This is a genomic window from Mesorhizobium sp. M2E.F.Ca.ET.219.01.1.1, assembly GCF_004016445.2.
Taxonomy (GTDB): domain Bacteria; phylum Pseudomonadota; class Alphaproteobacteria; order Rhizobiales; family Rhizobiaceae; genus Mesorhizobium.
The window spans coordinates 111,624-134,941 of the sequence record NZ_SADT02000005.1 but is presented as its reverse complement, the minus strand read 5'-3'; the positions used below and the strand labels follow the sequence as shown (position 1 = coordinate 134,941).

At 64.5% G+C, this 23,318-nt stretch carries 22 protein-coding genes; 11 read left to right on the top strand and 11 right to left on the bottom strand.

Annotated elements, in window-relative coordinates; translation table 11 throughout:
- Window positions 1-6: 6 nt before the first annotated feature.
- Both gnd and EN862_RS23580 read right to left on the bottom strand, forming a co-directional pair.
- Complete coding sequence (gene gnd / locus EN862_RS23585; RefSeq protein ID WP_127865952.1) at window positions 7-1,020, bottom strand: phosphogluconate dehydrogenase (NAD(+)-dependent, decarboxylating); 1,014 nt, start codon at window positions 1,018-1,020, stop codon at window positions 7-9.
- A gap of 33 nt (window positions 1,021-1,053) precedes the next feature.
- A complete protein-coding gene (locus EN862_RS23580; protein ID WP_127865951.1) occupies window positions 1,054-3,471 on the bottom strand; it encodes a glucan 1,4-alpha-glucosidase in 2,418 nt (805 codons plus the stop codon).
- A 196-nt stretch (window positions 3,472-3,667) separates the two neighbouring features.
- On the opposite strand from EN862_RS23580, the gene EN862_RS23575 reads away from it, so the two are divergent.
- Genes EN862_RS23575 through EN862_RS23560 form a run of 4 tightly spaced genes read left to right on the top strand, consistent with a single transcriptional unit; the run spans window position 3,668 to window position 8,123 of the window.
- Window positions 3,668-4,681: an ABC transporter substrate-binding protein gene (locus EN862_RS23575; RefSeq protein ID WP_112128638.1), complete on the top strand. Its 1,014-nt coding sequence runs from the start codon at window positions 3,668-3,670 to the stop codon at window positions 4,679-4,681.
- A 48-nt stretch (window positions 4,682-4,729) separates the two neighbouring features.
- Window positions 4,730-6,193 (top strand): sugar ABC transporter ATP-binding protein, encoded by a 1,464-nt coding sequence (locus tag EN862_RS23570; protein ID WP_127865950.1) that lies wholly within the window; start codon window positions 4,730-4,732, stop codon window positions 6,191-6,193.
- 1 nt (window position 6,194) lies between these two features.
- A complete protein-coding gene (locus EN862_RS23565) occupies window positions 6,195-7,172 on the top strand; it encodes an ABC transporter permease (RefSeq protein ID WP_189401485.1) in 978 nt (325 codons plus the stop codon).
- A gap of 3 nt (window positions 7,173-7,175) precedes the next feature.
- On the top strand, window positions 7,176-8,123 hold the full coding sequence (locus tag EN862_RS23560; protein WP_127865948.1) for an ABC transporter permease: 948 nt from the start codon (window positions 7,176-7,178) through the stop codon (window positions 8,121-8,123).
- 61 nt (window positions 8,124-8,184) lie between these two features.
- Here the strand turns inward: EN862_RS23560 and ppa are convergent, their stop codons facing one another.
- The 5 genes from ppa to EN862_RS23530 form a co-directional block, all read right to left on the bottom strand.
- Window positions 8,185-8,718, bottom strand: coding sequence for an inorganic diphosphatase (gene ppa / locus EN862_RS23555; protein ID WP_126063718.1), 534 nt, complete (start codon window positions 8,716-8,718; stop codon window positions 8,185-8,187).
- Between the two features lie 121 nt (window positions 8,719-8,839).
- Window positions 8,840-9,349, bottom strand: a complete 510-nt coding sequence (locus tag EN862_RS23550; protein WP_095816522.1) for a GNAT family N-acetyltransferase — start codon at window positions 9,347-9,349, stop codon at window positions 8,840-8,842.
- A gap of 229 nt (window positions 9,350-9,578) precedes the next feature.
- Window positions 9,579-10,217, bottom strand: coding sequence for a TPM domain-containing protein (locus EN862_RS23545; RefSeq protein ID WP_127865947.1), 639 nt, complete (start codon window positions 10,215-10,217; stop codon window positions 9,579-9,581).
- A gap of 6 nt (window positions 10,218-10,223) precedes the next feature.
- Complete coding sequence (locus EN862_RS23540; RefSeq protein ID WP_189401488.1) at window positions 10,224-11,042, bottom strand: YgcG family protein; 819 nt, start codon at window positions 11,040-11,042, stop codon at window positions 10,224-10,226.
- Between the two features lie 203 nt (window positions 11,043-11,245).
- Window positions 11,246-11,893 carry a LemA family protein gene (locus tag EN862_RS23530; protein WP_127865945.1) on the bottom strand — a complete coding sequence of 216 codons (648 nt, stop codon included), beginning with the start codon at window positions 11,891-11,893 and terminating at the stop codon, window positions 11,246-11,248.
- 153 nt (window positions 11,894-12,046) lie between these two features.
- On the opposite strand from EN862_RS23530, the gene EN862_RS23525 reads away from it, so the two are divergent.
- The 6 genes from EN862_RS23525 (at window position 12,047) to EN862_RS23500 (ending at window position 17,301) form a co-directional block, all read left to right on the top strand.
- On the top strand, window positions 12,047-12,295 hold the full coding sequence (locus EN862_RS23525; RefSeq protein ID WP_127865944.1) for a hypothetical protein: 249 nt from the start codon (window positions 12,047-12,049) through the stop codon (window positions 12,293-12,295).
- A gap of 12 nt (window positions 12,296-12,307) precedes the next feature.
- Entirely contained in the window at window positions 12,308-13,192 is an 885-nt protein-coding gene (pdxY, locus tag EN862_RS23520) for a pyridoxal kinase PdxY (RefSeq protein WP_127865943.1), read from the top strand.
- Window positions 13,189-13,950, top strand: a complete 762-nt coding sequence (locus EN862_RS23515; RefSeq protein ID WP_127865942.1) for a DUF429 domain-containing protein — start codon at window positions 13,189-13,191, stop codon at window positions 13,948-13,950. The genes pdxY and EN862_RS23515 overlap by 4 nt, the downstream gene beginning before the upstream one ends.
- Before the next feature lie 150 nt (window positions 13,951-14,100).
- A complete protein-coding gene (locus EN862_RS23510) occupies window positions 14,101-14,742 on the top strand; it encodes a carbonic anhydrase (RefSeq protein ID WP_127228985.1) in 642 nt (213 codons plus the stop codon).
- 10 nt (window positions 14,743-14,752) lie between these two features.
- Entirely contained in the window at window positions 14,753-15,169 is a 417-nt protein-coding gene (locus tag EN862_RS23505; protein WP_127865941.1) for a nuclear transport factor 2 family protein, read from the top strand.
- A gap of 77 nt (window positions 15,170-15,246) precedes the next feature.
- On the top strand, window positions 15,247-17,301 hold the full coding sequence (locus tag EN862_RS23500; RefSeq protein ID WP_127865940.1) for a M3 family metallopeptidase: 2,055 nt from the start codon (window positions 15,247-15,249) through the stop codon (window positions 17,299-17,301).
- Window positions 17,302-17,422: 121 nt separating this feature from the next.
- Here the strand turns inward: EN862_RS23500 and EN862_RS23495 are convergent, their stop codons facing one another.
- The 4 genes from EN862_RS23495 to EN862_RS23480 form a co-directional block, all read right to left on the bottom strand.
- Window positions 17,423-18,967 carry a M81 family metallopeptidase gene (locus EN862_RS23495; protein WP_127865939.1) on the bottom strand — a complete coding sequence of 515 codons (1,545 nt, stop codon included), beginning with the start codon at window positions 18,965-18,967 and terminating at the stop codon, window positions 17,423-17,425.
- 75 nt (window positions 18,968-19,042) lie between these two features.
- Entirely contained in the window at window positions 19,043-19,867 is an 825-nt protein-coding gene (locus EN862_RS23490; RefSeq protein ID WP_040991530.1) for a carbohydrate ABC transporter permease, read from the bottom strand.
- The gene (locus EN862_RS23485) at window positions 19,864-20,733 is read right to left on the bottom strand and encodes a sugar ABC transporter permease (protein WP_127865938.1); all 870 of its coding nucleotides are present in this window, start codon (window positions 20,731-20,733) and stop codon (window positions 19,864-19,866) included. Before EN862_RS23485 ends, EN862_RS23490 begins: the two co-directional genes overlap by 4 nt.
- Before the next feature lie 413 nt (window positions 20,734-21,146).
- Window positions 21,147-22,373, bottom strand: coding sequence for a sugar ABC transporter substrate-binding protein (locus EN862_RS23480; RefSeq protein WP_127865937.1), 1,227 nt, complete (start codon window positions 22,371-22,373; stop codon window positions 21,147-21,149).
- A gap of 174 nt (window positions 22,374-22,547) precedes the next feature.
- Here EN862_RS23480 and EN862_RS23475 point away from each other — a divergent pair, with 174 nt between their 5' ends.
- Window positions 22,548-23,318: an SDR family oxidoreductase gene (locus EN862_RS23475; RefSeq protein WP_127865936.1), complete on the top strand. Its 771-nt coding sequence runs from the start codon at window positions 22,548-22,550 to the stop codon at window positions 23,316-23,318.

Sequence of the window (23,318 nt, the reverse complement as noted above, 5' to 3'; positions counted from 1 at the left end):
CTCCCCTCACGCGCCGGCCTTGGGCTTTTCGACATGGCCGCCGAAGGCATAGCGCATGGCGGACAGGAGCTTGTCGGCGAATTGCGATTCGCCCTGCGAGGAGAAGCGGTCGAACAGCGCCGAGGACAGCACCGGCGCGGGCACGCCGGTGTCGATCGCCGCCTTCAGCGTCCAGCGGCCTTCGCCGGAGTCGGAGACGCGGCCGCCGAACTGGGCGAGCGCCGGATCGCTCTTCAGCGCGCCGGCGGTGAGATCGAGCAGCCAGGAACCGATGACGCTGCCGTGCCGCCAGACTTCGGCGACCTGGGGCAGGTCGATATCGAACTGGTAGTATTGCGGGTTTTCGAGCGGGCTCGTCTCGGCGTCGGCGGTGCGCTGCCTTTTGCCGGCATTGGCCGATTTCAGGATGTTCATGCCCTCGGCATAGGCGGCCATGACGCCATATTCGATGCCGTTGTGCACCATCTTGACGAAATGGCCGGCGCCGCTCGGTCCGCAATGGAGATAGCCGAAAGCCGCCGTTCCGTCGGTCTTCGACGGGTTGGCTCCGGCGTCCGGGCCAGGCGCCAGCGTGGCGAAGACCGAATCCAGATGTTTCACCGCTTCGTCCGGGCCGCCGATCATCAGGCAGTAGCCGCGCTCGAGACCCCAGACGCCGCCGCTGGTGCCGACATCGACGAAGTTGATGCCCTTCACCGCCAGCTTCGCCGCCTGGTCGACGGCATCGTGGTAGTAGGAATTGCCGCCGTCGATGATGATGTCGCCCGGCTCCATCAGCGCCGCCACCTGGTCGACGATCCTGCCGGTGATCGCGGCCGGCAGCATGAGCCAGGCGCAGCGCGGCTTGGCGAGCTTGCCGACGAACTCCTCCAGCGAGGCGGCGCCCACGGCGCCGTCCTTGACCATGCCGGCGACGCTTGCCGAATTGATGTCGTAGACGACACATTCATGGCCGTCGCGCATCAGGCGCCGCACCATGTTGGCGCCCATCCTGCCCAGTCCCATCATTCCGATCTGCATGGTTTCATCCCGATTGCTTGAGGAAAGAAGAATTCACTGGCCGTTTGGCTGGTCGATCGCGACTGTGAAGTCGACATTCTCCCAATGCATCGCTTCCGGCCAGAAAAAAGTGAATACGATGGTGGTTCCCGGTTGCAGGCGGTCAACGGGCAAATCCACCAGATGGATGCCGAACGCATTCTCCACAGTCCTGCTGTCCTGCACCGTCAGCCATTTGTCGCTGCTCCAATGGACGACGCCGGGCGCCGACAATTCGACGCGCAGCGCCTTGCCGGCGGGGATGGAACGGATCTTGTTGTTGAAGCGCCACGTCCTGAATGGCGCGACAGTCCTTTGCTTGATGTAGCGCTCGACGCCCTGCGGCGGCAGGTCGAAGACGGCGCCGTCGCGCAGCGAGCGCAGCAGCTTGATGTGCTCGGCATGCGCCCAGACCAGCGGCATGGCGCTGCCGGACGGCTTGCCAAGCCAAAGCTCGCGGTCCGGTATGTCGGGGCGATCCCAGACTTGCTCCGGCAGAAGGCCGCCCACGCCGGCCGAGCGCTCGAAGGTTTCCAGCAGCTGCGCCGCCTTTTCCTTGCGGCCGGCGGCAAGCTCGTAATGGGCGCGCTCGCCGGCAAGCAACGGCCACGGCCGTCCCTGGCCGGTGCCGTCGAAGGGCGCGCCATCCTCATGCTCGCCATAGCCGTCGCCGCTATAGCGGTACCAGAGCGGCCCTTGCGGCAGTTCGCAGCGCAGCTCGGCGTCGATTGCCCTGACGGTGTTCAGGATGCGCGGGTCATCCGAGGCTCTGAGCCCGAAACGGACCAGCGCCAGGGCGTCCGGGCTGATGATGGCTTCGGCCGGTCTGTCGGTATCGGCCGGCGGCCGGTTCTTGATCGGCACGAAACCGTCCTTGAGCGAGGCGGCGCCGCCTTCGTCCGGCGGGGCGATGCGAACATAATAGCCTTCGATTCCCGCCCTGGCGCTTACCTCGGTGCCGGTGACATAGGTCCAGCGCTCGATCTGGTCGTTCCAGCAATCGGCGGTTTCGCGCAGATAGTTTGCCGGCTCATTTTTACCGCAGGCATCGAGCATGTCGGCCGCGGCAAGCAGACCCGCTATCTCCACGGCCAGCGTGAACGGGCTGTAGCCGGCATCCTCTTCCCAGCGGTCCTCGCCGGTGACCGGGCCGTTGCGCACGACGTAGGCGGCCGCGTTCTCGATCATGGCCAGGAAATCGGCGAGCTTCGGCTTCGGCAGGTGGCCGGCGCGGCGCAGAGCGTCGGCGAGCAGCAGCGGAAAGGCGCATTCGTCCATCTGGATGCCGGGCCAATAGGCTGTGCCGTCGGACCAGACATTCTGCGGCCAGTGGCCGTCCGGCTGCTGGATCGAGCGCAGATAGGTGAGGATCTGCTGCGCCTGCCTGCCGTCGCCGGCGGCCAGGAAGCCGCCCGCCGTCTCGACCAGGTCGCGCGGCCAGACGAGGTGATAGCCGCCGAGGTCGTCGTCGCCCTTGTTGAAGCCCCAGGGGATCGACAGGCTGGCGACCGCGGCGCCGGGCCTGGCGACCGACAGATGCGTCGCCAGCACTGCCGTGCTGGCGCGGTAGGTGTTCAGACCGGAAGCGCCGCGACGGTCGAGCTTTTCCAACCCCGCCTGGAATTTCCGCCAGTTGTCGACATAGGTTTTCGCGGCCGGCTCGAAACCCTCCTTAAGGCTTGCAAGCGCGAGGTCGGCGGCTTCTTGCGGCGAAGCGCCGAAGCCGAGCGCCAGCAACGCGGTGGTCCTGCCGGCCGAAAAGCCGATCCCGCCGGTCAACGCGACATTGCCGTTCTCCGCCGCCTGGCAGGAAGGATCGAGCACCCCATCGTCGCGCAGCTGCCGCCAGCCGTCGGAAAAGCCGACATAGCCGGCCGAGCAGGCGTCCCAGGGCAAGGACGACGCCAGCGCCAGCGAGACGCCGCGTCCGGTGGCGAACAGAAGGCGCTGCCCCTTGTGTTCGCCGACCCAGGCCGTGTTGCCCATACCGGCATTGACGAGATGCGGCGCAAGCAGCGCGTAGACGCGATAGTCGGCGGCCTGGCCCTTGATCGCGGTGAAACTTGTTTCTTGGAGTAGGACAGGTCGTTTCGAATCCGTAACGATTCGCTTTTCGATACGGTAGACACCGTCGGAAGCGATGTTGGTCAGTCGGTAGCCAGGAACCCCATCCTCGAAAGGTTCGACCGTATGGGCCGCATCGCGCTTCTCTTCGGAAAAATAACCGCCGGGACCGGTGACGACCAGCCCCAGGTCGCGCGTGCAGGCGCTGTCGAGGCGCGGATAATAAATCTCGTTCAAGATGCCGTGACTGGTGGTGAACCAGAGCGGGCTTCTTGCCGAAAGGGCGGTTCCGACGCCGCTCTTGGCGCTTGACGTCCATCGCGCGGGTATTCCGGGCGCGCCTTTAGCAACGATCGGCGTCACTGCCATGCATTGGCCTCCTGCCGCGTTCCTAGACCATCAGCCGGAGGCATTTCAATCGCCGCACCGCAAGTTGATCGCTGGCCCATCAAGCTTTGCAGTTGACAGCTTGCGGTTCCTCTAAATTTGTCTGACAATAGATAAAAAACAGGGCGCTACACGTCACCACCGTTCGTCAAAATCAGCAACCTCGGGAGGAACCGACATGAAGAAACTGCTCGTACTGAGTGCATTCGCGGCGATGCTCGCCTCGGGCACAGCGCTTGCCGACACCAGCGGCAAGAAGATCGCCTTTTCCAACAATTACGCCGGCAATTCGTGGCGCCAGGCGATGCTCGACAGCTACGGCATCGTCACCAAGAAGGCGGTCGAAGACAAGATCGTCGCGGCGGCGGACGTCTTCACCACCGCCGACAAGGAGGTGCCGACTCAGGCGGCGCAGGTGCAGAATCTCATCCTGCAGGGCTATGACGCCATCGTCATCAACGCCGCCTCGCCGGATGCTCTGAACGGCGCCATCAAGCAGGCCTGCGATGCCGGTATCGTCGTCGTCTCCTTCGACGGCATCGTCACGGAGCCCTGCGCCTACCGCGTCGTCGTCGACTTCAAGGACATGGGCAAGCAGGAAGTCGAGCAGATGGCCAAGTTCCAGCCCAAGGGCGGCAATCTGCTGGAAATCCGCGGCCTCGCCGGCACCTCGATCGACGATGCCATCCATGCCGGCATCCTCGAGGGCGTCGCCGCCCATCCCGAGTTCAAGATCGTCGGATCGGTGACCGGCGACTGGGACCAGACGACAGCGCAAAAAGCGGTGGCGACCATCCTGCCTTCGCTCCCCGATGTCGTCGGCATCGTCGACCAGGGCGGCGACGGTTATGGCGCGGCGCAAGCCTTCGCCGCCGCCGGCAAGCCGCGCCCGACCATCATCATGGGCAACCGGCAGGACGAGCTGAAGTGGTGGAAGGAGCAGAAAGAGAAGGACGGCTACAAGACCTGGTCGGCCTCGATCGCGCCCGGCGTGTCGACGCTCGCCTTCTGGGTAGCGCAGCAGGTGCTCGACGGCCACAAGGACATTCCGCACGATCTCCTGGTGCCCTATCTCGCCTTCACCCAGGACGATTTCGAGGCCGCGCTGCCGAAGATCAAGGAAGGCGGCGTCGCCACGCACGAATACACGCAGGAAGAGGCTATCGCGGCGATCAAGGCCAACATCAAGTAGTGGCGGCGTGAATTTGCCAGCCGCATCGCCAGCCGGGTATCGTTGAGCATGCTCAAGGCAAACACCGACATCGTCAGGCTGAACGGCGCCGAAAAGCATTTCGGCGCCGTTCGGGCTCTAAACGGCGTCGACTTCCATGTCGGCGCCGGCGAATGCGTCGGGCTTGTCGGGCACAATGGCGCCGGCAAGTCGACGCTCATGCATATGGTAGCCGGCACGCTGCGGCCGGATGGCGGGCAGATCGCGGTGCGCGGCAACGAAGAGGTGAGCTATTCCGTGGCGCGCGCGCTGGAGCTCGGTATACGCTGCGTGTTCCAGGAACTGTCGCTCTGTCCCAATCTCAGCATCGCCGAGAACACGCGCATCAACCATCCCGCGCTCAAGGGCTTCGGCTGGCGGCGTAGGGCGGCCGATCTCATCCGCGCCAAACTCGACGAGATCTTCCCGGATCACGGCATTTCGGCGGACGACATTGCCGGTGACCTCTCGATCGGGCGGCGGCAGATGGTCGAGGTGGCGCGCGCCTTCACGCTGACCCGCGAGCCGCTGCATCTGGTCATACTCGACGAGCCGACCTCCTCGCTCGATGCGCACACCGCAGGCCAGCTGCTTTCCTTCGTCCGTCGTTTCGTCGAGGCAGGCGGCAGCTGCATCCTGATCTCGCATGTGCTGGGCGAGGTGCTGCAGAACGCCGACCGCATCGTGGTGATGCGCGACGGCAAGGTGGTCGCGGCCGATGCCGCCCGCGCCTTCGACCGCGACAAGCTCGTCGCCGCCATGGGTGGCGCCGAAGGACATCAGAAGGCCGCCGCCGAAACGCGGAAAACCGAGGCCGGCGTGCTCAGGGTTCGCGCGCGCCCGGCCAGACAGCAGGACGGCAAGGAGCTTGTCGCCCGCGCCGGCGAGATCATCGGCCTTGCAGGGCTTGCCGGCCATGGCCAGACGGACCTTTTGCTGGCGATCTTCTCGGCGGCCTCCCGCGCCAAGGCCGGCATCGAGGTGACGGCGCCCGTGGCGCTGGTCGCCGGCGACCGCCAGTCGGACGGCATCTTTTCGCAATGGTCGATCGCGCAGAATATCGGCATCCGCTCGCTGGCCCGGCTGCGCAACGGCCTTTTGATCTCTCCGCAGCGCGAGGCCGAGCTCGCCGAATTCTGGAAGCAGAAGATCGGCATCCGCACGCCCGACATGAACAACAACATCTATTCGCTGTCGGGCGGGAACCAGCAGAAGGCGCTGTTTGCCCGCGCGCTCGGCTCCGACGCCGAGATCGTGCTGATGGACGACCCGATGCGCGGCGTCGACATCGGCACCAAGCTCGAAGTCTACGACTTGGTGCGCGAGGAGGCTGCCAAGGGCCGCACCTTCCTCTGGTACACGACCGAAACCGAAGAACTCGACAATTGCGACCATGTCTATGTGTTCAAGAACGGCCGCATCGTCGCCAATCTGCGGCGCGACGAGCTGACGGAGGAAAAGATCATCCAGTCCTCGTTCGGCGATGCGGCCTGAGATGACCGCGATCGCTCCCGGCACGCTTCCGAAATCCTCGCCACGCGGCAGCGCCGCTCGGGCGCGCCTGCTGCGCGGTCTTTTGCCGGCCTTGTCATTGGCGCTGGTGCTGATGGCGATTGCCTGGCTCAACCCACGCGCCATCAGCTATTTCGGCTTCAACCTGATGCTCAACCTGGCGATCCCGATCGCCCTGGCGACGATCGCGCAGATGTTCGTCATCGCCGGCAACGAGCTCGACCTCTCCATAGGGACGTTCGTCGGTTTCGTCGGTTGCGTCACCGCGACATGGCTGAGGGACGCGCCGCTCATCGGCATTGTCGTGCTGCTCGGCTCGATTGGCGTCTACGCACTGCTCGGCGCGCTGATCCATCTGCGCAATCTGCCGTCCATCGTGGTGACGCTCGGCATGAGCTTCGTCTGGCAGGGGCTTGCCATCCTGGTTCTGCCCAAGCCCGGCGGCAAGGCGCCGGACTGGCTGCTGTCGATCATGTCCTTCAAGCCGCCTTACATCCCGTTCCCGATCCTGGCCGCGCTGATCATCGCGGCGGTCGTGCATTTCGGTCTGATGCGCACGTCCTACGGCGTCATCCTGCGCGGCTCCGGCGGCAACGCCGCGGCGCTCAGACGCGCCGGCTGGTCGCTGCTCAAGACCAAGATCATGCTCTTCGCGCTGACAGGGTTGTTCGGCGTGCTTTCCGGCATGGCGCTGATCGGCATTACCACCTCGGCCGACGCCAATATCGGCAATGGCTACACGCTGCTCTCGATCGCCGGCGTCATCCTCGGCGGTGGCGAGTTCGTCGGCGGGCGCGTGTCGCCGATCGGCGCGGTGCTCGGCGCGCTGACGCTGGCCTTGGCTGCCTCACCGCTCTTGACCTTCATGCACATCCCGTCCGACTGGCAGGTCGCCGCCAACGGCGCGATCCTGATCATCGTGCTGGCCGCGCGGGTGCTGATCAGCCGCAGGGAGCGGTAGGCGATGACCTCGGTGCGGACGCTGCTCGAAAAACCCTGGATCTGGTCCTTCGTAGGCGCGCTGGTCGTCTGGCTGGCAACCGTCGCCTTCACCGGCGGCTATGGCGCCGGCGGCATGGTCACGGCGGCGCTTTCGCTCGCCGTGTTCACCGTCATCGTCGGCGTCGGCCAGATGTTCGTCATCACGCTCGGGCCGGGCAATGTCGACCTGTCGCTGCCGGCCAATATCGGCCTGGCGAGCGCCGTCGCCATGAAGGTGATGGGCGGCAGCGATTCCATGATCGTCGTCGGGCTGCTCGCGGCACTTGCCTGCGGGGCGGCGATCGGCGCCATCAACTATCTCTTGATCTGGGCACTGCGCATCCCGCCGATCATCGCGACGCTGTCGGCGAGCTTCATCATCCAGTCGGTCGACATCAGCTATGGCCGCGGCCTGCAGATCAAGCCACCGCCGGGTTTTGCCGACTTCACCAACTGGCAGGTGCTGGGCATTCCGGTGCTGGCGATGCTGACTGTGCTGTTCACGATCGGCGCCGCGCTCGCGTTGCAGCGCATGATCTTTGGCCGCTCGGTGCTGGCGATCGGCCAGAACATCCGCGCCGCATGGCTGGCCGGCGTCCATGTCGGCCGCATCCGCTTCCTGACCTATACGCTGTGCGGGGCGCTCGGCGGCATCGACGGGGCGCTGCTCGCCGGTTATTTCCGCGGCGCCAATGTCGATATCGGCAATGAGTACCTGCTCGCCTCGATCGCGGTCGTCGTCATCGGCGGCACCTCGGTCGCCGGCGGCAAGGCCAATGTGCCCGGCGTCTGGGGCGCTGGGCTGTTCCTGGTGTTGCTGCTCACCATGCTCAACACGTTCGGCGTCAGCGCCGGCGTGCGGCTGGTGCTCACCGGGTTGATCATCGTGGGCGTGATCACCGCCGCCGGCGGCGAGAAGGCGGCGCGCTAAAGCAATTCCAGGAAAAGTGTGAAGCGGTTTTCCGTCCGGAATTGCGACAAAACAACGACCCCTACTTAGCCGCCTTGGCCCGCGCGATCGCGTCGACGATCATCTTCTTGGCATATTTGGAATCGTGCCAGCCCTCAATCTTGACCCATTTGCCGGGCTCGAGATCCTTGTAGTGCTCGAAGAAGTGCTGCACCTGCTGGCGGGTGATTTCCGGAAGATGGGTGTATTCGGTGACGTTCTCGTAGCGTAGCGTCAGCTTGGGCGAGGGGACGGCGATCACCTTCTCGTCCTGGCCGGCATTGTCTTCCATGATCAGCACGCCGATCGGCCGCACGTTGATGACGCAGCCCGGCACTAGCGCGCGGGTGTTGCAGACCAGGACGTCGATCGGGTCGCCGTCCCCCGACAGCGTGTGCGGCACGAAGCCGTAATTGCCGGGATAGCGCATGGAGGTGTGCAGGAAGCGGTCGACGAACAAGGTGCCGGCCTCCTTGTCCATCTCGTATTTGATCGGCTCGCCGCCGATCGGCACCTCGATGATGACGTTGATGTCGTCAGGCGGGTTCTTCCCGATTGGCACGGCTTCGATACGCATGGCTAAATCCCTCTCTCGATTGCAAGACCGATAGCGGGCGAAGCGTCATGGTGCAATGCGGCGATTAGTGCCGGACGCTAATGGAAGCGCACAGTTTGTGATCGCCTGTAACTTAGGGATGCTAGTCGTTCCAGACAAAGGCGACCTTCTTCAGCGCCCGCTGCTCGAAGACCTCGACGCCTTCGGCGATATCGCGGCCGCCATTGCCGGCATAGAAGGCCAGGGCGTTGTGGTTGTCTTCCAGCGCCCACACCACAAGGCCGCGCAGGCCGTGGTCCGCCAGCCGGGCCTTGGCCGCCTTGAACAGCCGGCTGCCGAGCCCGATGCCCTGATATTCCGGCCGCAGATAGAGCTCATAGATCTCGCCCTGCTGACGGAGCTCGCGGGCGCGGTTCTTGCCGATCGTGGCATAGCCGGCGACGGTTCCGCCGATCTCGACCACCAGCACGGTGGCGGCGCGGCGAATCGCGTTGGCCCACCAGTCGACGCCGCGGCGGTTGATCATCGAGGTCAGCGTGCGGTGCGGGATGATGCCGGAATAAGCGCCGCGCCAGGCCTGCTGGTGCACCTCGGCGATGGCGCTGGCGTCGCGCGGCTCTGCCTTCCGGATGTCGATGGTCAGCGTGTTCATGATTGGTTAACCATAAACCCGCATCGGGCGATTGCAAAGAGTCCGCCACGGCCCTTGGACGGCTTTCGCACAGACGAAAGCCGTACGCTGTGTTGATATTCAGGTGATGCCGGTCTGCGAACGGCAACTTCCTGCGCTTCCGGTGCTCACGTACTCAAAAGTACGATCCGCTCCGGTTCTCGGAAGCTGTCATTCTCGCCTCGGCCTGACCTGAATCTCAACACAGCGTTCAGATCTCGACGAGATGATCGTCGAGCTCGTTGGTGTCGCCTTCGGTGACCGGGAAATGCTCGGCAAGCACCGCGCCGACCGATTCGGTGGCTTTAACGAAGCCGTCGGCCAGGCGGTTGTCGCCGGCCTGTTTCGTCAACTCGCGCACCACGCTATCCCAGACATGCTGGCCGACCTTGGCGTCGATGCCGGAGTCGGCGACGACCTCGGCATAGCGCTCGGCGATGGAGACGAAGATCAGCACGCCCGTGCGCGCGCTCGTACGATGGACGTTGCGGGCAAGGAACTGCTTCATCGCGTTGGCGTGCGCGGCCTGATAGCGCAGCCTTCGCGGCACGAAATGGATGCGGAAGGCGGGCAGGAACCAGAGCAGGGCGAACACCGAAGCCAGCGCCAACATCTGCGCCAGCACGAAATGCGGCAGCCGGATGGTCAGCCACAAGCCTTCAAGCCCGTAGGCGACGGCGAGGCTGGCGATGAATAGGCCGATCGTCGTGGTGAAAGCAGCCGGAAAGAAGTAGCCGTCGCTGGCGCGGGCGACGACGCAATAGATCTCGCCGCCGGTCTTCAGCTCGGCCGTCCGGATCGCCTCGGCGATTCGGTCATGGTCCTCGGCGCTGATCGGTCGCGTTGCCATGGTGCCTCACCAGCTTCCCGAAGAACCGCCGCCGCCGGACGAGCCGCCGCCGCCGGAGAACCCGCCGCCCGACGACCAGCCTCCGCCGCCGCCTGAGGACCAGCCGCCGCCACCCGACGACCAGCCGCCCGAAGAGGAGCGCCGGTTCTGATCGAAGGTCATGCCGAGCCAGCGGTAGCGGCCGGGTCCGATCTTCTGGCCGAAGATCGGCGGCAGCACCGTCATCGCGATGCCGCCGAAGAAGATCAGCGCCCAGATGGTGATGAAGATGGCGAAGAAAAGGTCGTCGGAATTGAACGGGGCTTGCTCGTTGCGCTTGCCGCGCGCCTCAAGCTCCTCCGGATTGCCCTCCAGCACCATGATCATGTCGTCGACGGCCTTGGTGATGCCGCCGGAGAAATCGCCGGCGCGGAAGGCCGGCACCATGTCGTTCTCGATGATCAGCTTGGTGTGCAGGTCGGTCAGCGTGCCTTCGAGCCCATAGCCGACCTCGATACGCATCTTGCGGTCGTTGGGCGCCACCAAGAGCAGCACGCCGTTGTTTTCCTTGGCCTGGCCGAGCTTCCAGAAGCGGAACAGCCTGTTGGCGTAAGGTTCGATCTCTTCCCCGCCGAGGCTGGGGATGGTGGCGACGACGATCTGGTCGGAGCCCTTCTGCTCGAAGTTCGCGAGCTTTTGCGTCAGCGCCGCGCGGGTGCCGGCATCGATGATGCCGGCATTGTCGACGACGCGGCCGGTAAGGGCGGGGAGGTCGGCGGCGAAGGCGGCGAGGGGGAGGAGGAAGGCGGCAAGAAGGCCAAGAAGGGCGAGGTAGCCGCGAGGCACCCCCCTCTGGCCTGCCGGCCATCTCCCCCGCAAGGGGGGAGATTGGATGTCACGCCCACCTTCGCAAATCTCCAACGTTGGAAGGGGAGATCCGGCCGTCAAGCTGCCGATCTCCCCCCTTGCGGGGGAGATGTCCGGCAGGACAGAGGGGGGTGTGAAGGAACTCAAGGCCTGCAAGCTCGATTAGATTTCAGCCGGAGCCTTTAACCGCCCTGCTTGGTGGTGCTCGTGCCGAAATCGACTTTCGGCACCTGCATCTTGTCCTCGTCGACGGTGAAGTTGGCGAATGGCTCGTTGCCGCGGAACCAGAAGGTCGCCCACAGCACGGACGGGAAGGTCTTCAGCGTCAGATTGTAGTCCCTGACCGCCTGGATGTAGTCGCGCCGCGCAACCGCGATGCGGTTCTCGGTGCCTTCGAGCTGCGCCTGCAGCGCGAGGAAATTCTGGTTGGCCTTGAGGTCGGGATAGGCTTCCGACACCGCGATCAGCCGCGACAGCGCGCTGGTCAGTCCGGCCTGGGCATCCTGGAACTTCTTCAGCGCGTCGGGATCCTTCAGCGTCTCGGGCGTCACGGTGATCTGTGTTGCCTTGGCGCGCGCCTGGACAACCGCGTCGAGCGTATCCTTTTCATGCGAGGCATAGCCTTTCACCGTCTCGACCAGGTTCGGGATCAGGTCGGAGCGGCGCTGATACTGGTTGAGCACCTCGCTCCAGGCCGCCCTGGCGTTCTCTTCCGCCGTCGGAATGGTGTTGTAGCCGCAGCCGGCGAGCAGCGGCAGCACGAAAGCCATCATCAGGAAGGCGGGCAGGCTGCGGAAGCGGGAAGGTGGTGAGAGGCGCTCGGCAATCATGAATGGTCCCTCGACGGAAGTTGCGTGCGAAGCATTACCACAATCCACGCGCAAGAAAATGTCCGGCTGATGGCGCCTGCCGCGGCTCGGGCGCAAGCCACTGTGAATAGCAACGCGAACAAGCTAAGGTCCGGGCAAGAAAGGGCATTTGCCATGGCGACCACCCCCGAGGACGAAGCCAAGAGCGAATCACGCCGTATCCTCAGGCGCATCGAGCAGGAGAACGGACCTGCAGGGGTCGGTTTTCTGATCGGAACCGAGCGGTGGGTGCAGAAGCTCGCGGACGATGCGGACCGCGCCGACCCAGCGGAATATTGGGGGACCGTCATTGGCCGAATACTTGGCTTCCTGATCGCCATTGGGCTCTTGGTGGCGCTGGTGTATGTCGCCTCAGGCGGCTAGGAATCAAAATCGATGAATGCAGAAAAAAACGACGCGCCGCGCGCGGTCATCGTCATCTCCAGCCATGTTGCCCGCGGTTCGGTCGGCAACCGCGCGGCGGTCTTTGCGCTGGAGACACTGGGTTTCCCGGTCTGGGCGGTGCCGACCGTCATCCTGCCCTGGCATCCGGGGCACAGCCGGGCAACCCGCATCGTGCCGCCGCTCGACCAGTTCAAGGCGCTGATGGCGGATCTCGAGCGGGCGCCTTGGCTGGGCGAGGTGCGGGCCGTGCTTTCGGGCTATCTCGGCGAGGCGGGTCAGGCCGAAGCCGTCGCCTCGCTGGTCGCAGCCGTCAAGGAAAAGACGCCGAACGCGCTTTACGTCTGTGATCCGGTGATGGGCGATTCCGGCGGGCTCTACGTGCCGGAGGCGACGGCCGCAGCCATGCGCGACAAATTGATGCCGATCGCGGACATCGCGACGCCGAACCGCTATGAGCTGGAGTGGATGGCGGGCGCGCCGCTGCCCGACATCAAGGCGGTGACGGCGGCGGCGCTTCATGCCGGACCCTCGACCATGCTGGTGACCTCGGCGCCGGCGATGATGGCGGGCGGCATCGGCAACTTCCTGCTTGACGGCAGCCAGGCGCTGCTTGCCGAGCATCGGGTGATCGAGAGGCCGCCGAACGGGCTGGGCGACCTGACGGCCGCGGTCTATCTGGCGCGGATTCTCTCCGGCCAGACGCCGGTCAAGGCGCTGCAATCGACCACGGCGGCCGTCTACGAGATCCTTGCCCGCACCGCTAAACGCGGCGGCGACGAGCTGCAGCTCGAAACCGACGCGCAAAGCCTGTCGCATCCGATGGCGATGGTGCAATTGCGCCATCTGCTCCATCCCGGGCGGGACAAGCGGGCGTGACGCCAGGCGCGCTGGCAGGCGTCGACGGCTGCAAGGCCGGCTGGATCGCCGTTCATCGCGAATTGGACAAGCCGCCGTCGGTCTCGGTCTTCCCGAGTTTTCACGAGTTGCTCGCCGCGCTGCCGGAGAGCACGATCGCCGTCGACATGCCGATCGGCCTGCCGGATTTTTCGAGCAAGGGCGGCCGCGGGCCGGAAGCGCTGGTGCGGCCGCTGCTCGGGGCGCGGCAATCAAGCGTGTTCGCCATCCCCTCGCGCGCCGCGCTTTATGCCGACACCAGCGATTTCACCACCGTAGAGGCCTGGTATGGAGCGCACCGGCGGGCAAGCGCGGTGGCGATGGGGACCTCCGACCCGCCGCGCGGCGTTTCCATCCAGGCCTTCGGCATCTTTTCGAAGATCCGCGAGGTCGACGCCTTGCTGATCGCGAAGCCGGATTTGCGCGCCCGCGTCTTCGAATCGCACCCGGAAGTGGCGTTCTGCCGGCTGAATGGCGGCACGGCGATGGCGCTGCCGAAGAAGATCAAGGGCGCGGTCAACCCGGCCGGCATGGAGGAGCGCAAGGCGCTGCTTTGCAGGCATGGCTATGAGAAGGGCTTCCTCGATCAGGCGCCGCCACGGGGTGCTGCGAGCGACGACTTCCTCGACGCGGCGGCGATGATGCTGATTGCCGGGCGGATCGCCAGCGGCGAGGCGCGGCCGTCGCCCGATCCGCCGCTGCTGGATCGTTTCGGCATTACGGTTGCCATCTGGGCTTGAGGCGAAATCGGCCGTGCAGCCTTTGGCGGCACGCGATTGCGACGCTTCCATCCGCAATTCGGCATTGCCCGCGACCTGCATTTGCCGCTAGAGGCTTTTTCGATCGCAACGAGCTGCCGCCTCCAACCCCCGGAAAGGCTTTAGCCGCCCATGCCTCACCTCCCCGAGCACCTCCTCGCCGGCTATCGCAACTTCATGAGTGGCCGCTACCCTGCCGAAAGCGACCGCTATCGCTCGCTGGCGCGCGACGGCCAGGCGCCAGAGACGATGATCGTCGCTTGCTGCGATTCGCGCTCGGCGCCGGAAGCGATCTTCGATGCCGGTCCCGGCGAGCTCTTCGTGCTGCGCAATGTCGCCAATCTGGTGCCGCCCTACGAGCCGGACGGCGAGTACCACTCGACCTCGGCCGCGCTCGAATTCGCCGTGCAGAGCCTGAAGGTGAAGAACATCGTGGTGATGGGCCACGGCCGCTGCGGCGGCATCCGCGCCGCGCTCGACACCAACTCCGCGCCGCTGTCGCCTGGCGATTTCATCGGCAAATGGATGAGCCTGATCGCGCCGGCCGCCGAGACCGTGGCCTCCAGCACGATGATGACGGCAACCGAGCGCCAGACGGCGCTGGAGCGGATTTCCATCCGCTATTCCATCGCCAATCTCAGGACCTTTCCCTGCGTCTCGATCCTCGAAGGCAAGGGCAGGCTCTCGCTCTACGGTGCGTGGTTCGACATCTCGGCCGGGGAGCTGTGGGTGATGAACAAGGAAACCGGCGATTTCGAGCGGCCCGAACTTTAGCGGAGGCGTGATGCAGCGCAGCTGGTGGAGGATCTTTGTCGCGGCGGCGCTGCTGGTGACGTCGATCGTCCACGCCAGCGCCGATGACGGCGCCATCATCGATCGCTGGTATTCGGCGCTGCTGGCCGCCGACCGCACCGAATTGTCGGACCTGCTTGCCGACGATGTGCGCATGAAGCTCGACGACATCGGCGTTGTCCAGACCAAAGAGGACTTCATCGCCTCGATCGACGAATGGCAGCAAGCGGTCGCGGGCGCGGCGATCCGCCACCGCATCGAAAAGAGCGAGAACGGCGAGACCACTGTGCTCGCCTGCTACGATTTTCCCGGCAACGACACGCTGATGCGCGAGACCTTCACCGTCGCCGGCGGCCGTATCGTCGCCAGCACGCAGACAGCGGTGGCGCAGGACTGCAGCGGCTATTGACCCCGCCGTGTTGCGCGTCGCGCGGCATCGCCCTACATCGGATACAGCCCGCCTCCATCCATTCACCGGAATTGCTCATGTCATCTTCAAAAGCCGTCGACCTCGCCGTCCATCCGCTGACCCTCTGGCAGGGGCCGCTCGGCCTGCCGGATTTCTCGCGCATCGGCGACAATGATTTCGGTCCGGTCTTCGACGCGGCACTCGCGGCGCATCAGGCTGAGATCGACGCGATCGCCGGCAACAGCGCGCCGCCGACCATCGAGAACACGCTTGCCGCGCTGGAGCTTGCCGGCGAGCCGCTCGACCATGTCTCGTCGATCTTCTGGTGCCGCGCCGGCGCGCACACCAACGACACGATCCAGGCGATGGAACGCGAGGTTTCGCCTAAGATGTCGCGGCATTTCTCGGCGATCTCGATGAACGAGAAGCTGTTTGCCCGCATCGACGATCTCTACCAGCGGCGCGACAGCCTGAAGCTCGATGCCGAGACGCTGCGCGTGCTGGAGAAGACCTGGAAGGGCTTTGTCCGCTCGGGCGCCAAGCTCGACGCCGAAGGCAAGAAGCGGCTCGCGGCCATCAATGAGGAACTTTCCTCGCTCGGCACCAAATTCGGCCAGAACGTGCTCGCCGATGAACGCGACTGGGCGCTGTTCCTCGACGAGGCCGATCTGGCCGGCCTGCCGGATTTTCTGAAGAGCGCCATGGCCGAGGCGGCCGAGATGCGCGGCCAGAAGGGCCGCTATGCGGTGACGTTATCGCGTTCGATCTACGAGCCGTTCTCGACCTTCTCCGAGCGCCGCGACCTGCGCGAGATCGCGTTCAAAGCTTTCATCATGCGCGGCCAGAATGGCGGTGCTTCCGACAATACCGATGTCGTGCGCGACATGCTGAAGCTGCGCGCCGAGAAGGCGAAGCTGCTGGGCTACGATTCCTTCGCGGCGCTGAAGCTCGACGATACGATGGCCAAGACGCCAAAGGCGGTGCACGAGCTGCTCGATCCGGTGTGGGAGAAGGCGCTGGAAAAAGCCGCCGCCGACCAGAAGGAACTGGAGCGGCTGGCGACTGAAGCCGGCAGTAACGAGAAGTTCGCGGCTTGGGACTGGCGCTTCTACCAGGAGAAGCTGCGCGCCGAGAAATTCGCTTTCGACGAGGCGGAGCTGAAGCCGTATCTGCAGCTCGAGCGCGTCATCGAGGCCTGCTTCGATGTCGCCACGAAACTGTTCGGCATCACTTTCGAGGAGAAGAAGGGCATCGCCGCCTGGCATCCCGATGCACGGGTCTTCGTGGTGAAGAATGCCGACGGCAGCGAGCGCGGCCTGTTCCTGGCCGATTATTTCGCGCGGCCGTCAAAACGTTCCGGCGCCTGGATGAGCGCGCTGAAGTCTGGCTACAAGCTCGGTCACGGTTCCAAGCCGGTGATCTACAACATCATGAACTTTGCCAAGCCGCCGGCCGGCGAGGCAGCGCTTCTGTCGGTCGATGAGGCGAAGACGCTGTTCCACGAGTTCGGCCACGCGCTGCATGGCATGCTGACCGACGTCACCTGGCCATCGGTTTCCGGAACGTCGGTCAGCCGCGATTTCGTCGAGCTGCCCTCGCAGCTCTACGAGCATTGGCTGACGGTGCCCGCGGTGCTGGAAAAGCACGCGCTGCACGTGAAGACCGGCAAGCCGATGCCGAAGGCGCTGCTCGACAAGATGCTCGCGACCCGCACCTTCGGCGCCGGCTTCGCCACGGTCGAGTTCACCGCCTCGGCGCTGATCGACATGGCCTATCATGCAAGGCCGGATGCGCCTGCGGAGCCGCTTCGCTTCGAGGCTGAGACGCTGGAAAAGCTGCATATGCCTGAGACGATCGCCATGCGTCACCGCACCCCGCATTTCGGCCATGTCTTCGCCGGCGACGGATATTCAGCCGGCTACTATTCCTACATGTGGTCGGAAGTGCTCGACGCCGACGCCTTCTCGGCTTTCGAGGAGACGGGCGATGCCTTCAATCCGGAACTCGCCGAGCGGCTGCGGAAGAACATCTATGCCGCGGGTGGCTCGAAGGATCCGGAGGAGCTTTACACGGCGTTCCGGGGAAAGATGCCGTCGGCTGAGGCGATGATGGTGAAGCGGGGGTTGGTGTGATTGGCTAATCTCCCCACTTGTGGGGGAGATGGCCGGCAGGCCAGAGGGGGGCGCTGTCCCGCCGACGTTGCAGTCCATCATAGTGGCCGCCGACATTCCGCCTGGGGTCTTGTTACCCAAGCTAAGCGAGGTCGCGATCCTTCGCGCCCCCCTCTGCCCTGCCGGGCATCTCCCCCACAAGGGGGGAGATTGGCTGTTTCCACGGATCCGCCACTCGCGGCCAGATCGGCCGCGTCAGCTTCCTGTAATCCGTCACCGCCGGGTTGCTCGGATAGGAGCTCGGCGCCGCGACATAGATGATCTCGGCGGCGATCGGCGCGAAGCCGGCGTAGAAATGGTTGGTCGATTTGATCAGCAGGATGTCCTTGCTGAGCGGATCGATGCCGATGTTGGAGAAGACATCCGGCTCGAAGGTCTGAGTGCGGTTGGTGTTCAAGATCACGTCGACCTCGGTGCCTTCGATGCGCACCACCGCTGATGGCCCGAGCGTCACCCGGCTCGGCCCGAAGCTTTGCCAGCCTTCGTTGGTCGTCTTCAGCACCGTGACGCGGGCGTCGATCGGCTCGCCGGCCTGCGGCCCGGCCTTGCCGCCGAAGCGCAGGTTGATCACCGCGCCTTCGCCGGCGGCATGGCAGAAAGTCACCGCGATCGGATCCCAGATCGTCGCCACCCCGACCTTGTTCATCCCGCGCTTGAGCAGCTCGCGCAACACGACCGTGCCGTCGCCTGGCACGCCGCCGCCGGGATTGTCCCAGATGTCGGCGATCACCACCGGCTTGTCCTGGTGCGTCGCGCGCACGGCGAGCGCCTGATCGATGCCCGCGGACGCGGAAAGCATCGTCATCGCGGTTTGTTCGCGCAGTGCATAGAGCTCACGGCCCAGTGTTTCCGCCAAAGCATCGCCCTTTGCCTTGTCGTTGTCGGTGACGACCAGGATGCGCGTGCCCATCTCCGGCACGTCGGCGGCCATGAAGCCGTGGATGACCGAGACCGACAGCACCCCGTCCTTGCCATGCAGCGCCTTGATCCTGTCGACGAAGGAGCGCATCGGCTCGCGGCTGGTCGGCAGCACCTGGATCATGCGGCAGTCGAAGGTGGAGATGACAGGCTTGATCTCGCCGCGCGCGGCGGCCAGGCCAAGCTCGACGACATGCTCGCCGCGCTCATAGAAATCGGTGTGCGGGAATTCGAGGAAATAGGCCATGACATCGCAGGCCGCGACGCGTTTCGGCGTCAGATGGCTGTGCGGATCGAACTCCGAAGCGATCACCACTTTCGGGCCGACGATGGCGCGGACACGCTCCAGCAGATCGCCTTCGCAGTCGTCATAGCCTTGCGCGACCATGGCGCCATGCAGGCCGAGGATGACGGCATCGACCGGTAGCGCGGCCTTGAGCTGGCCAAGGATCTCGTCGCGCAGCGCCTCATAGGTCTGCCGCTGCACCAGGCCGCCGGGCTCCGCCCAGGTGGCAGTGCCTTCGATGACGGTCAGCCCTTCCTTGGCGACGCGCTTGCGCAGCGCGACGATCGGTGAGGAGCAGAGCGTCGGCGTCTCCGGATGCTTGCCCGGACCGGCATAGAAGGCCATCTCGAAGGAGGCCCGGTCGGTCGGCACCGGCGAGAAGGTGTTGGTTTCCGTCGCCAGCGAGGCGGTGAAGATGCGCATGAAGGATCCCTAGACTTCTTGTTTTTTGCGATTCCGGACGAAAACCGCTGCGTATTCCTGGAATTGCCGGGATTGCTATTTGACGGCCCCGAGCGCAAGACCCCGGACGAGGTAGCGCTGCAGCCAGATGAAGAGGATCGCCACCGGCAGCGTCGCCAAGAGCGTGGCCGCCATGACATGGTGCCATTCGATCGTATAGCGGCCGGCGACGAGCGAGAAAACCTGGATCGGCAGCGTGTAGCTTTCCTGGCTGCGCAGCATGGTGAGCGCGACCACGAACTCGTTCCAGGCGTTGATGAAGGTGAAGATCGCCGTCACCGCGATCGCCGGCAGGCAGAGCGGCAGGAACACTTTTCGCAGCGTCAGCCAGCGGCCGGCGCCTTCCATCCAGGCCGCCTCCTCGAGGTCGCGCGGGATGGTGTCGAAATAGCTCTGCAGCATCCACACCGTGAAGGCGACGTTGAAGGCCATGTAGATGAAGCCGAGCGCGGTGGTTGATTCGACCAGGCCCCAGGCCGCCATCAGCCTGAATAGGCCGAGCACCAGCACGATCGGCGAGATCATCTGCGAGATCAGCAGGAACTGGCGGAAGGCGCCATAGCCGGCAAAACGGAAGCGCGACATGGCATAGGCCGCCGGGACCGAGATCAGGATGGCGCCGATGGTCGCCAGCGCCGAGACATAGAGCGAATTCAGAAGCGCCTGGCCGAAGCCGGTCGCCACCCACATGTCGGCGAAATTCGACCAGCGGAACTCGCTCGGCCACCAGGTCGGCGTCAGCACCTCGGTGCGCGGCTTGACGGCGGTGAGGAACATCACCGCGAAGGGGAAGATCGTCACCACAATCAACGGAGCCAGCAGCAGCCAGGCGATAACGGTGCGTTTCAGCTTCGGCGTCATGCGCGCTGCTCCCGCATGGCAAGCCGCACATAAATCATGGTGAAGACGAGCAGGATCGCGAACATCACCAGCGACACGGCGGACGCCTCGCCCAGCTTGCCGATGCGGAAGGCGAGCTTGTAGAGATGCGTCACCAATATGTCGGTCGAGTTGGCCGGCCCGCCCTGCGTCATCACCCAGATGATCGGGAAGGAGTTGAAGACATAGATGGTGTTGAGCACGATCGCGATGTTGATGAAGGGCTTTAGCAACGGAAAGGTTATCTCGCGGAACTGTTGAAACAGCGTTGCGCCCTCGAGCGCGGCCGCCTCATAGAGATCGTCAGGGATCGAGGACAGGCCGCCGAGGAAGATCGTGGTGGTGAAGGGCACCGTCACCAATATGCCGATCAGCACCTGCATCGGGAAAGCGGTCTCGGCGCTCGCCAGCCACTGGATGTTCTGGCTGATCAGGCCGAGCTTCATCAGCGCCGAGTTCAGCATGCCGCTTTCGCCGTTGAGCGCCCAGCGCCAGACCACCGCGGTCATGGTCAGCGACACCGCCCAGGGCAGCATGATGATGACGCGGGCGAGGCCGCGTCCGTAGAAATCCATGTTGAGGATCATCGCCACCGGGATCGACAAGAGCAGCGCGCCGCCGACCACCAGCACGGTCCAAAGCCCGGTGCGCCAAAGTGCTGCGACGAAATCCGGATCGGCGAACAGTTCGGTGAAGTTGGCGAGGCCGCTGAACTCGCGCAACTGGCCGAAGCGGTTGACGTCATGCGTCGAGATCTGGATCAGGTCCCAGACCGGCCAGAAGATCACCACCGCCGCGAGCAGCAGGCTGGGCAACGTCAGCAGATAGGGCAGGAAACGATTTTGCATCGGCTGGTTTGTACTGCGTTGCGAGGCATCAATTCGCTGGCTTGCCAGCTAACTAATCCTGACCTGTTCTTCCGAGGCGCTCAATCTCGAACTCTTCCGGCATCGGAGCTGCCCCTCACTGTCTGCCCCGTCCTCCGCGGCAGTCGCGGAAGGGGGTCCTTCCTCTCCCCCGTCAATCGGGGGAGAGGTGTCGAGCGAAGCTCGACGGAGTTGGGGTCGACCTTCTGAGCGCAAGGCGAGGCGACGCTTGCGCCGAATGCCTTTCCGATGTCCGTTCGCCGCGGTTGCCAGGTGGTTCCCCCACTCCGTCTCGGCTTCGCCGAGCCACCTCTCCCCCCTCCGGAGGGAGAGGAAGAAAGGTGTGGCGCGCCCCGCGGGGGTAGGGCGCGCCACGGGCGCAGGGAGATACGCCCTTATTTCTTGAGCACCGCGTTGGCCTTGGCCGCCGCTTCCTTCAGGCCGGCCTCGGGGTCGCCGCCGAGATAGATCTTCTGCATGGCGTCCGAGGTGATCTGGGCGATCTCCTCCCAGCCCGGGATGACCGGCGCGAAGCGGGCGTCGGGCAGAAGTGCTGTAAAGGCGGCAAGATCAGCGTTGTTGACGTAATAGTCCATCTTGGCCTCTTCCTTGTTCACCGGCAGGAAGCCTTCGCCTTGGGTGAACTTGGCGCGCTGCTCCTTGGTGAACAGGAAGTCGAGCAGCTTCCAGGCCTCGTCCTTGTTCTTGGAATTCTTGAACATGATGATCGAGTCGGTGACGCCATAGGTGCCGCGCGCGCCGGTCGGGCCGGCGGGAATGGCGGCGACGCCATATTTCAGGTTGGGCGCTTCTTCCTTGATCTGGTTGGACAGGAAGGGCGCGGTGATCATCATGCCGACCTTGCCCTGCTTGAACAGGTTCTGCACGTCCTCGCGGTTGTTGGAGGTGACACCCGGTTCCGTCAGGCCCTCGTCGATCATCGACTTGTAGAGCTTGGCGGCTTCCAGTGCGCCGGGCGTTCCGAGGCCCGATGTGCCGTCCTTGTTGAGGATCTCGGTGCCGAAGGACCACATCGCATAGTAGTAATAGACGTCGGTCTCGATCTCCTTGCCCTGCAGGCCGTAGCCGAAGGCGCCGACGGCCTTGATCTTGCGGGCGTCTTCCTGCAGTTCGGTCCAGGTCGCCGGCGGCTTGGCGATGCCGGCCTTCTCGAGCAGCTCCTTGTTGTAATACATGGCGCGCGCCGAGGCGGCGATCGGCAGGCCATAGGTGTGGCCATTCATGATCGAGGGCTGCAGGAAGGTGTCGATGAAGCGGTCCTTGAATTCGGGCTTGATGTAGCTGTCGAGCGGCTCGGCGACATCCTGCTGGACGAAATCGATCAGCCAGCGGGTGCCAATGATCGAGAGGTCGGCATTGGTGCCGGCGGTGATGTCGGTGGTGAGCTTCTGCAACAGCACATCCCACGGCACCACTTCATATTTGATGGTGATGCCGGGATTGGCGGCCTCGAATTCCTTTTTCACCGCTTCGAAATAGGGGCCGGTCTTGGCGCTGTATTCGGCGACGGTGACGCGCACCTCGCCGGCATCGGCCGGCGCTGCAAAAGCCAGCATGCTCATTCCGGCCAACAGGCCGACAGTCCATTTCGCAAGGCTCATCTCGATTTCTCCCATTGATGCACGTTGGCGCCTGGCCCTTAGGAGCACAGGATTTATGTTACTTTCCTACATTATCTAGGATTTCACGCCGCGCAAGCGGATTATCGTGTTGCTTAATTACATTTGCTTGGCTAGCTTATTGGCTCAAAATAAGGGCGTGGAGGAGGGCGCAGCGTGGGTTCAACAGCCGAGTTCGAAGGCAAGACCGTGGTCGTCACCGGCGCCGGCGGCGGCCTCGGCTCGGCGATCGTCGAGCTCATGGCCGAGCGCGGAGCGCGCATCGTCGGCTGCGACCAGTCGACGGAGGCGCTGGCCAGCCCGCATATCGCCTCGCGTCATGTCTTCGACCTGCTTGACCGGGCCTCGATCGAAGCGGCCATCCCTGCGCTGCTCGACAAGGACGGCGTTCCCGACATCCTGATCAACAATGCCGGCTGGACGCGCGCCGAAACGCTGAAGGCACTGACGGCGGAGAAGATCGAGCAGGAGCTCGACCTCAATTTGACCGGCGTGATGAGTTTCGCCGATCCGCTGATCAAGGCGATGGCCGGGCGAGGCGCGGGCAGCGTCGTCTTCATCTCTTCGGTCAACGCTATCGCGCATTTCGGCAATCCGGCCTATGCGGCGGCCAAGGCCGGCATCAACGCCTATGCTAAATCGGTCGCCGTCGAGCTCGGCCGCAGCGGGTTGCGCGCCAATGTCGTCTGCCCAGGCTCGATCCGCACCGCCGCTTGGGACCATCGCCTGGCCAAGGATCCGGAGATCCTCGGCCGGCTGCAGCGGCTCTATCCGCTCGGCCGCATCGTCAATGCTTCGGAAGTGGCGGAAGCGGTGGCGTTCCTTGCCTCCCATCGCGCTTCCGGCATAACTGGCGCCGTGGTGCCCGTGGACGCCGGACTGACGGCCGGCTACCTGCCTTTCATCGACGACATATTGGGAGCGTGA

What these genes read in the sequence shown, in the direction of transcription:
- EN862_RS23480 (WP_127865937.1), bottom strand. Translation starts at nt 22,373, where the DNA reads ATGAGCCTTGCGAAATGGACTGTCGGCCTGTTGGCCGGAATGAGCATG.
- EN862_RS23490 (WP_040991530.1), bottom strand. Translation starts at nt 19,867, where the DNA reads ATGACGCCGAAGCTGAAACGCACCGTTATCGCCTGGCTGCTGCTGGCT.
- EN862_RS23580 (WP_127865951.1), bottom strand. Translation starts at nt 3,471, where the DNA reads ATGGCAGTGACGCCGATCGTTGCTAAAGGCGCGCCCGGAATACCCGCG.
- ppa (WP_126063718.1), bottom strand. Translation starts at nt 8,718, where the DNA reads ATGCGTATCGAAGCCGTGCCAATCGGGAAGAACCCGCCTGACGACATC.
- EN862_RS23505 (WP_127865941.1), top strand. Translation starts at nt 14,753, where the DNA reads ATGCAGCGCAGCTGGTGGAGGATCTTTGTCGCGGCGGCGCTGCTGGTG.
- EN862_RS23495 (WP_127865939.1), bottom strand. Translation starts at nt 18,967, where the DNA reads ATGCGCATCTTCACCGCCTCGCTGGCGACGGAAACCAACACCTTCTCG.
- EN862_RS23560 (WP_127865948.1), top strand. Translation starts at nt 7,176, where the DNA reads ATGACCTCGGTGCGGACGCTGCTCGAAAAACCCTGGATCTGGTCCTTC.
- EN862_RS23550 (WP_095816522.1), bottom strand. Translation starts at nt 9,349, where the DNA reads ATGAACACGCTGACCATCGACATCCGGAAGGCAGAGCCGCGCGACGCC.
- EN862_RS23565 (WP_189401485.1), top strand. Translation starts at nt 6,195, where the DNA reads ATGACCGCGATCGCTCCCGGCACGCTTCCGAAATCCTCGCCACGCGGC.
- EN862_RS23530 (WP_127865945.1), bottom strand. Translation starts at nt 11,893, where the DNA reads ATGATTGCCGAGCGCCTCTCACCACCTTCCCGCTTCCGCAGCCTGCCC.
- EN862_RS23545 (WP_127865947.1), bottom strand. Translation starts at nt 10,217, where the DNA reads ATGGCAACGCGACCGATCAGCGCCGAGGACCATGACCGAATCGCCGAG.
- gnd (WP_127865952.1), bottom strand. Translation starts at nt 1,020, where the DNA reads ATGCAGATCGGAATGATGGGACTGGGCAGGATGGGCGCCAACATGGTG.
- EN862_RS23485 (WP_127865938.1), bottom strand. Translation starts at nt 20,733, where the DNA reads ATGCAAAATCGTTTCCTGCCCTATCTGCTGACGTTGCCCAGCCTGCTG.
- EN862_RS23510 (WP_127228985.1), top strand. Translation starts at nt 14,101, where the DNA reads ATGCCTCACCTCCCCGAGCACCTCCTCGCCGGCTATCGCAACTTCATG.
- EN862_RS23575 (WP_112128638.1), top strand. Translation starts at nt 3,668, where the DNA reads ATGAAGAAACTGCTCGTACTGAGTGCATTCGCGGCGATGCTCGCCTCG.
- EN862_RS23570 (WP_127865950.1), top strand. Translation starts at nt 4,730, where the DNA reads ATGCTCAAGGCAAACACCGACATCGTCAGGCTGAACGGCGCCGAAAAG.
- EN862_RS23525 (WP_127865944.1), top strand. Translation starts at nt 12,047, where the DNA reads ATGGCGACCACCCCCGAGGACGAAGCCAAGAGCGAATCACGCCGTATC.
- EN862_RS23500 (WP_127865940.1), top strand. Translation starts at nt 15,247, where the DNA reads ATGTCATCTTCAAAAGCCGTCGACCTCGCCGTCCATCCGCTGACCCTC.
- pdxY (WP_127865943.1), top strand. Translation starts at nt 12,308, where the DNA reads ATGAATGCAGAAAAAAACGACGCGCCGCGCGCGGTCATCGTCATCTCC.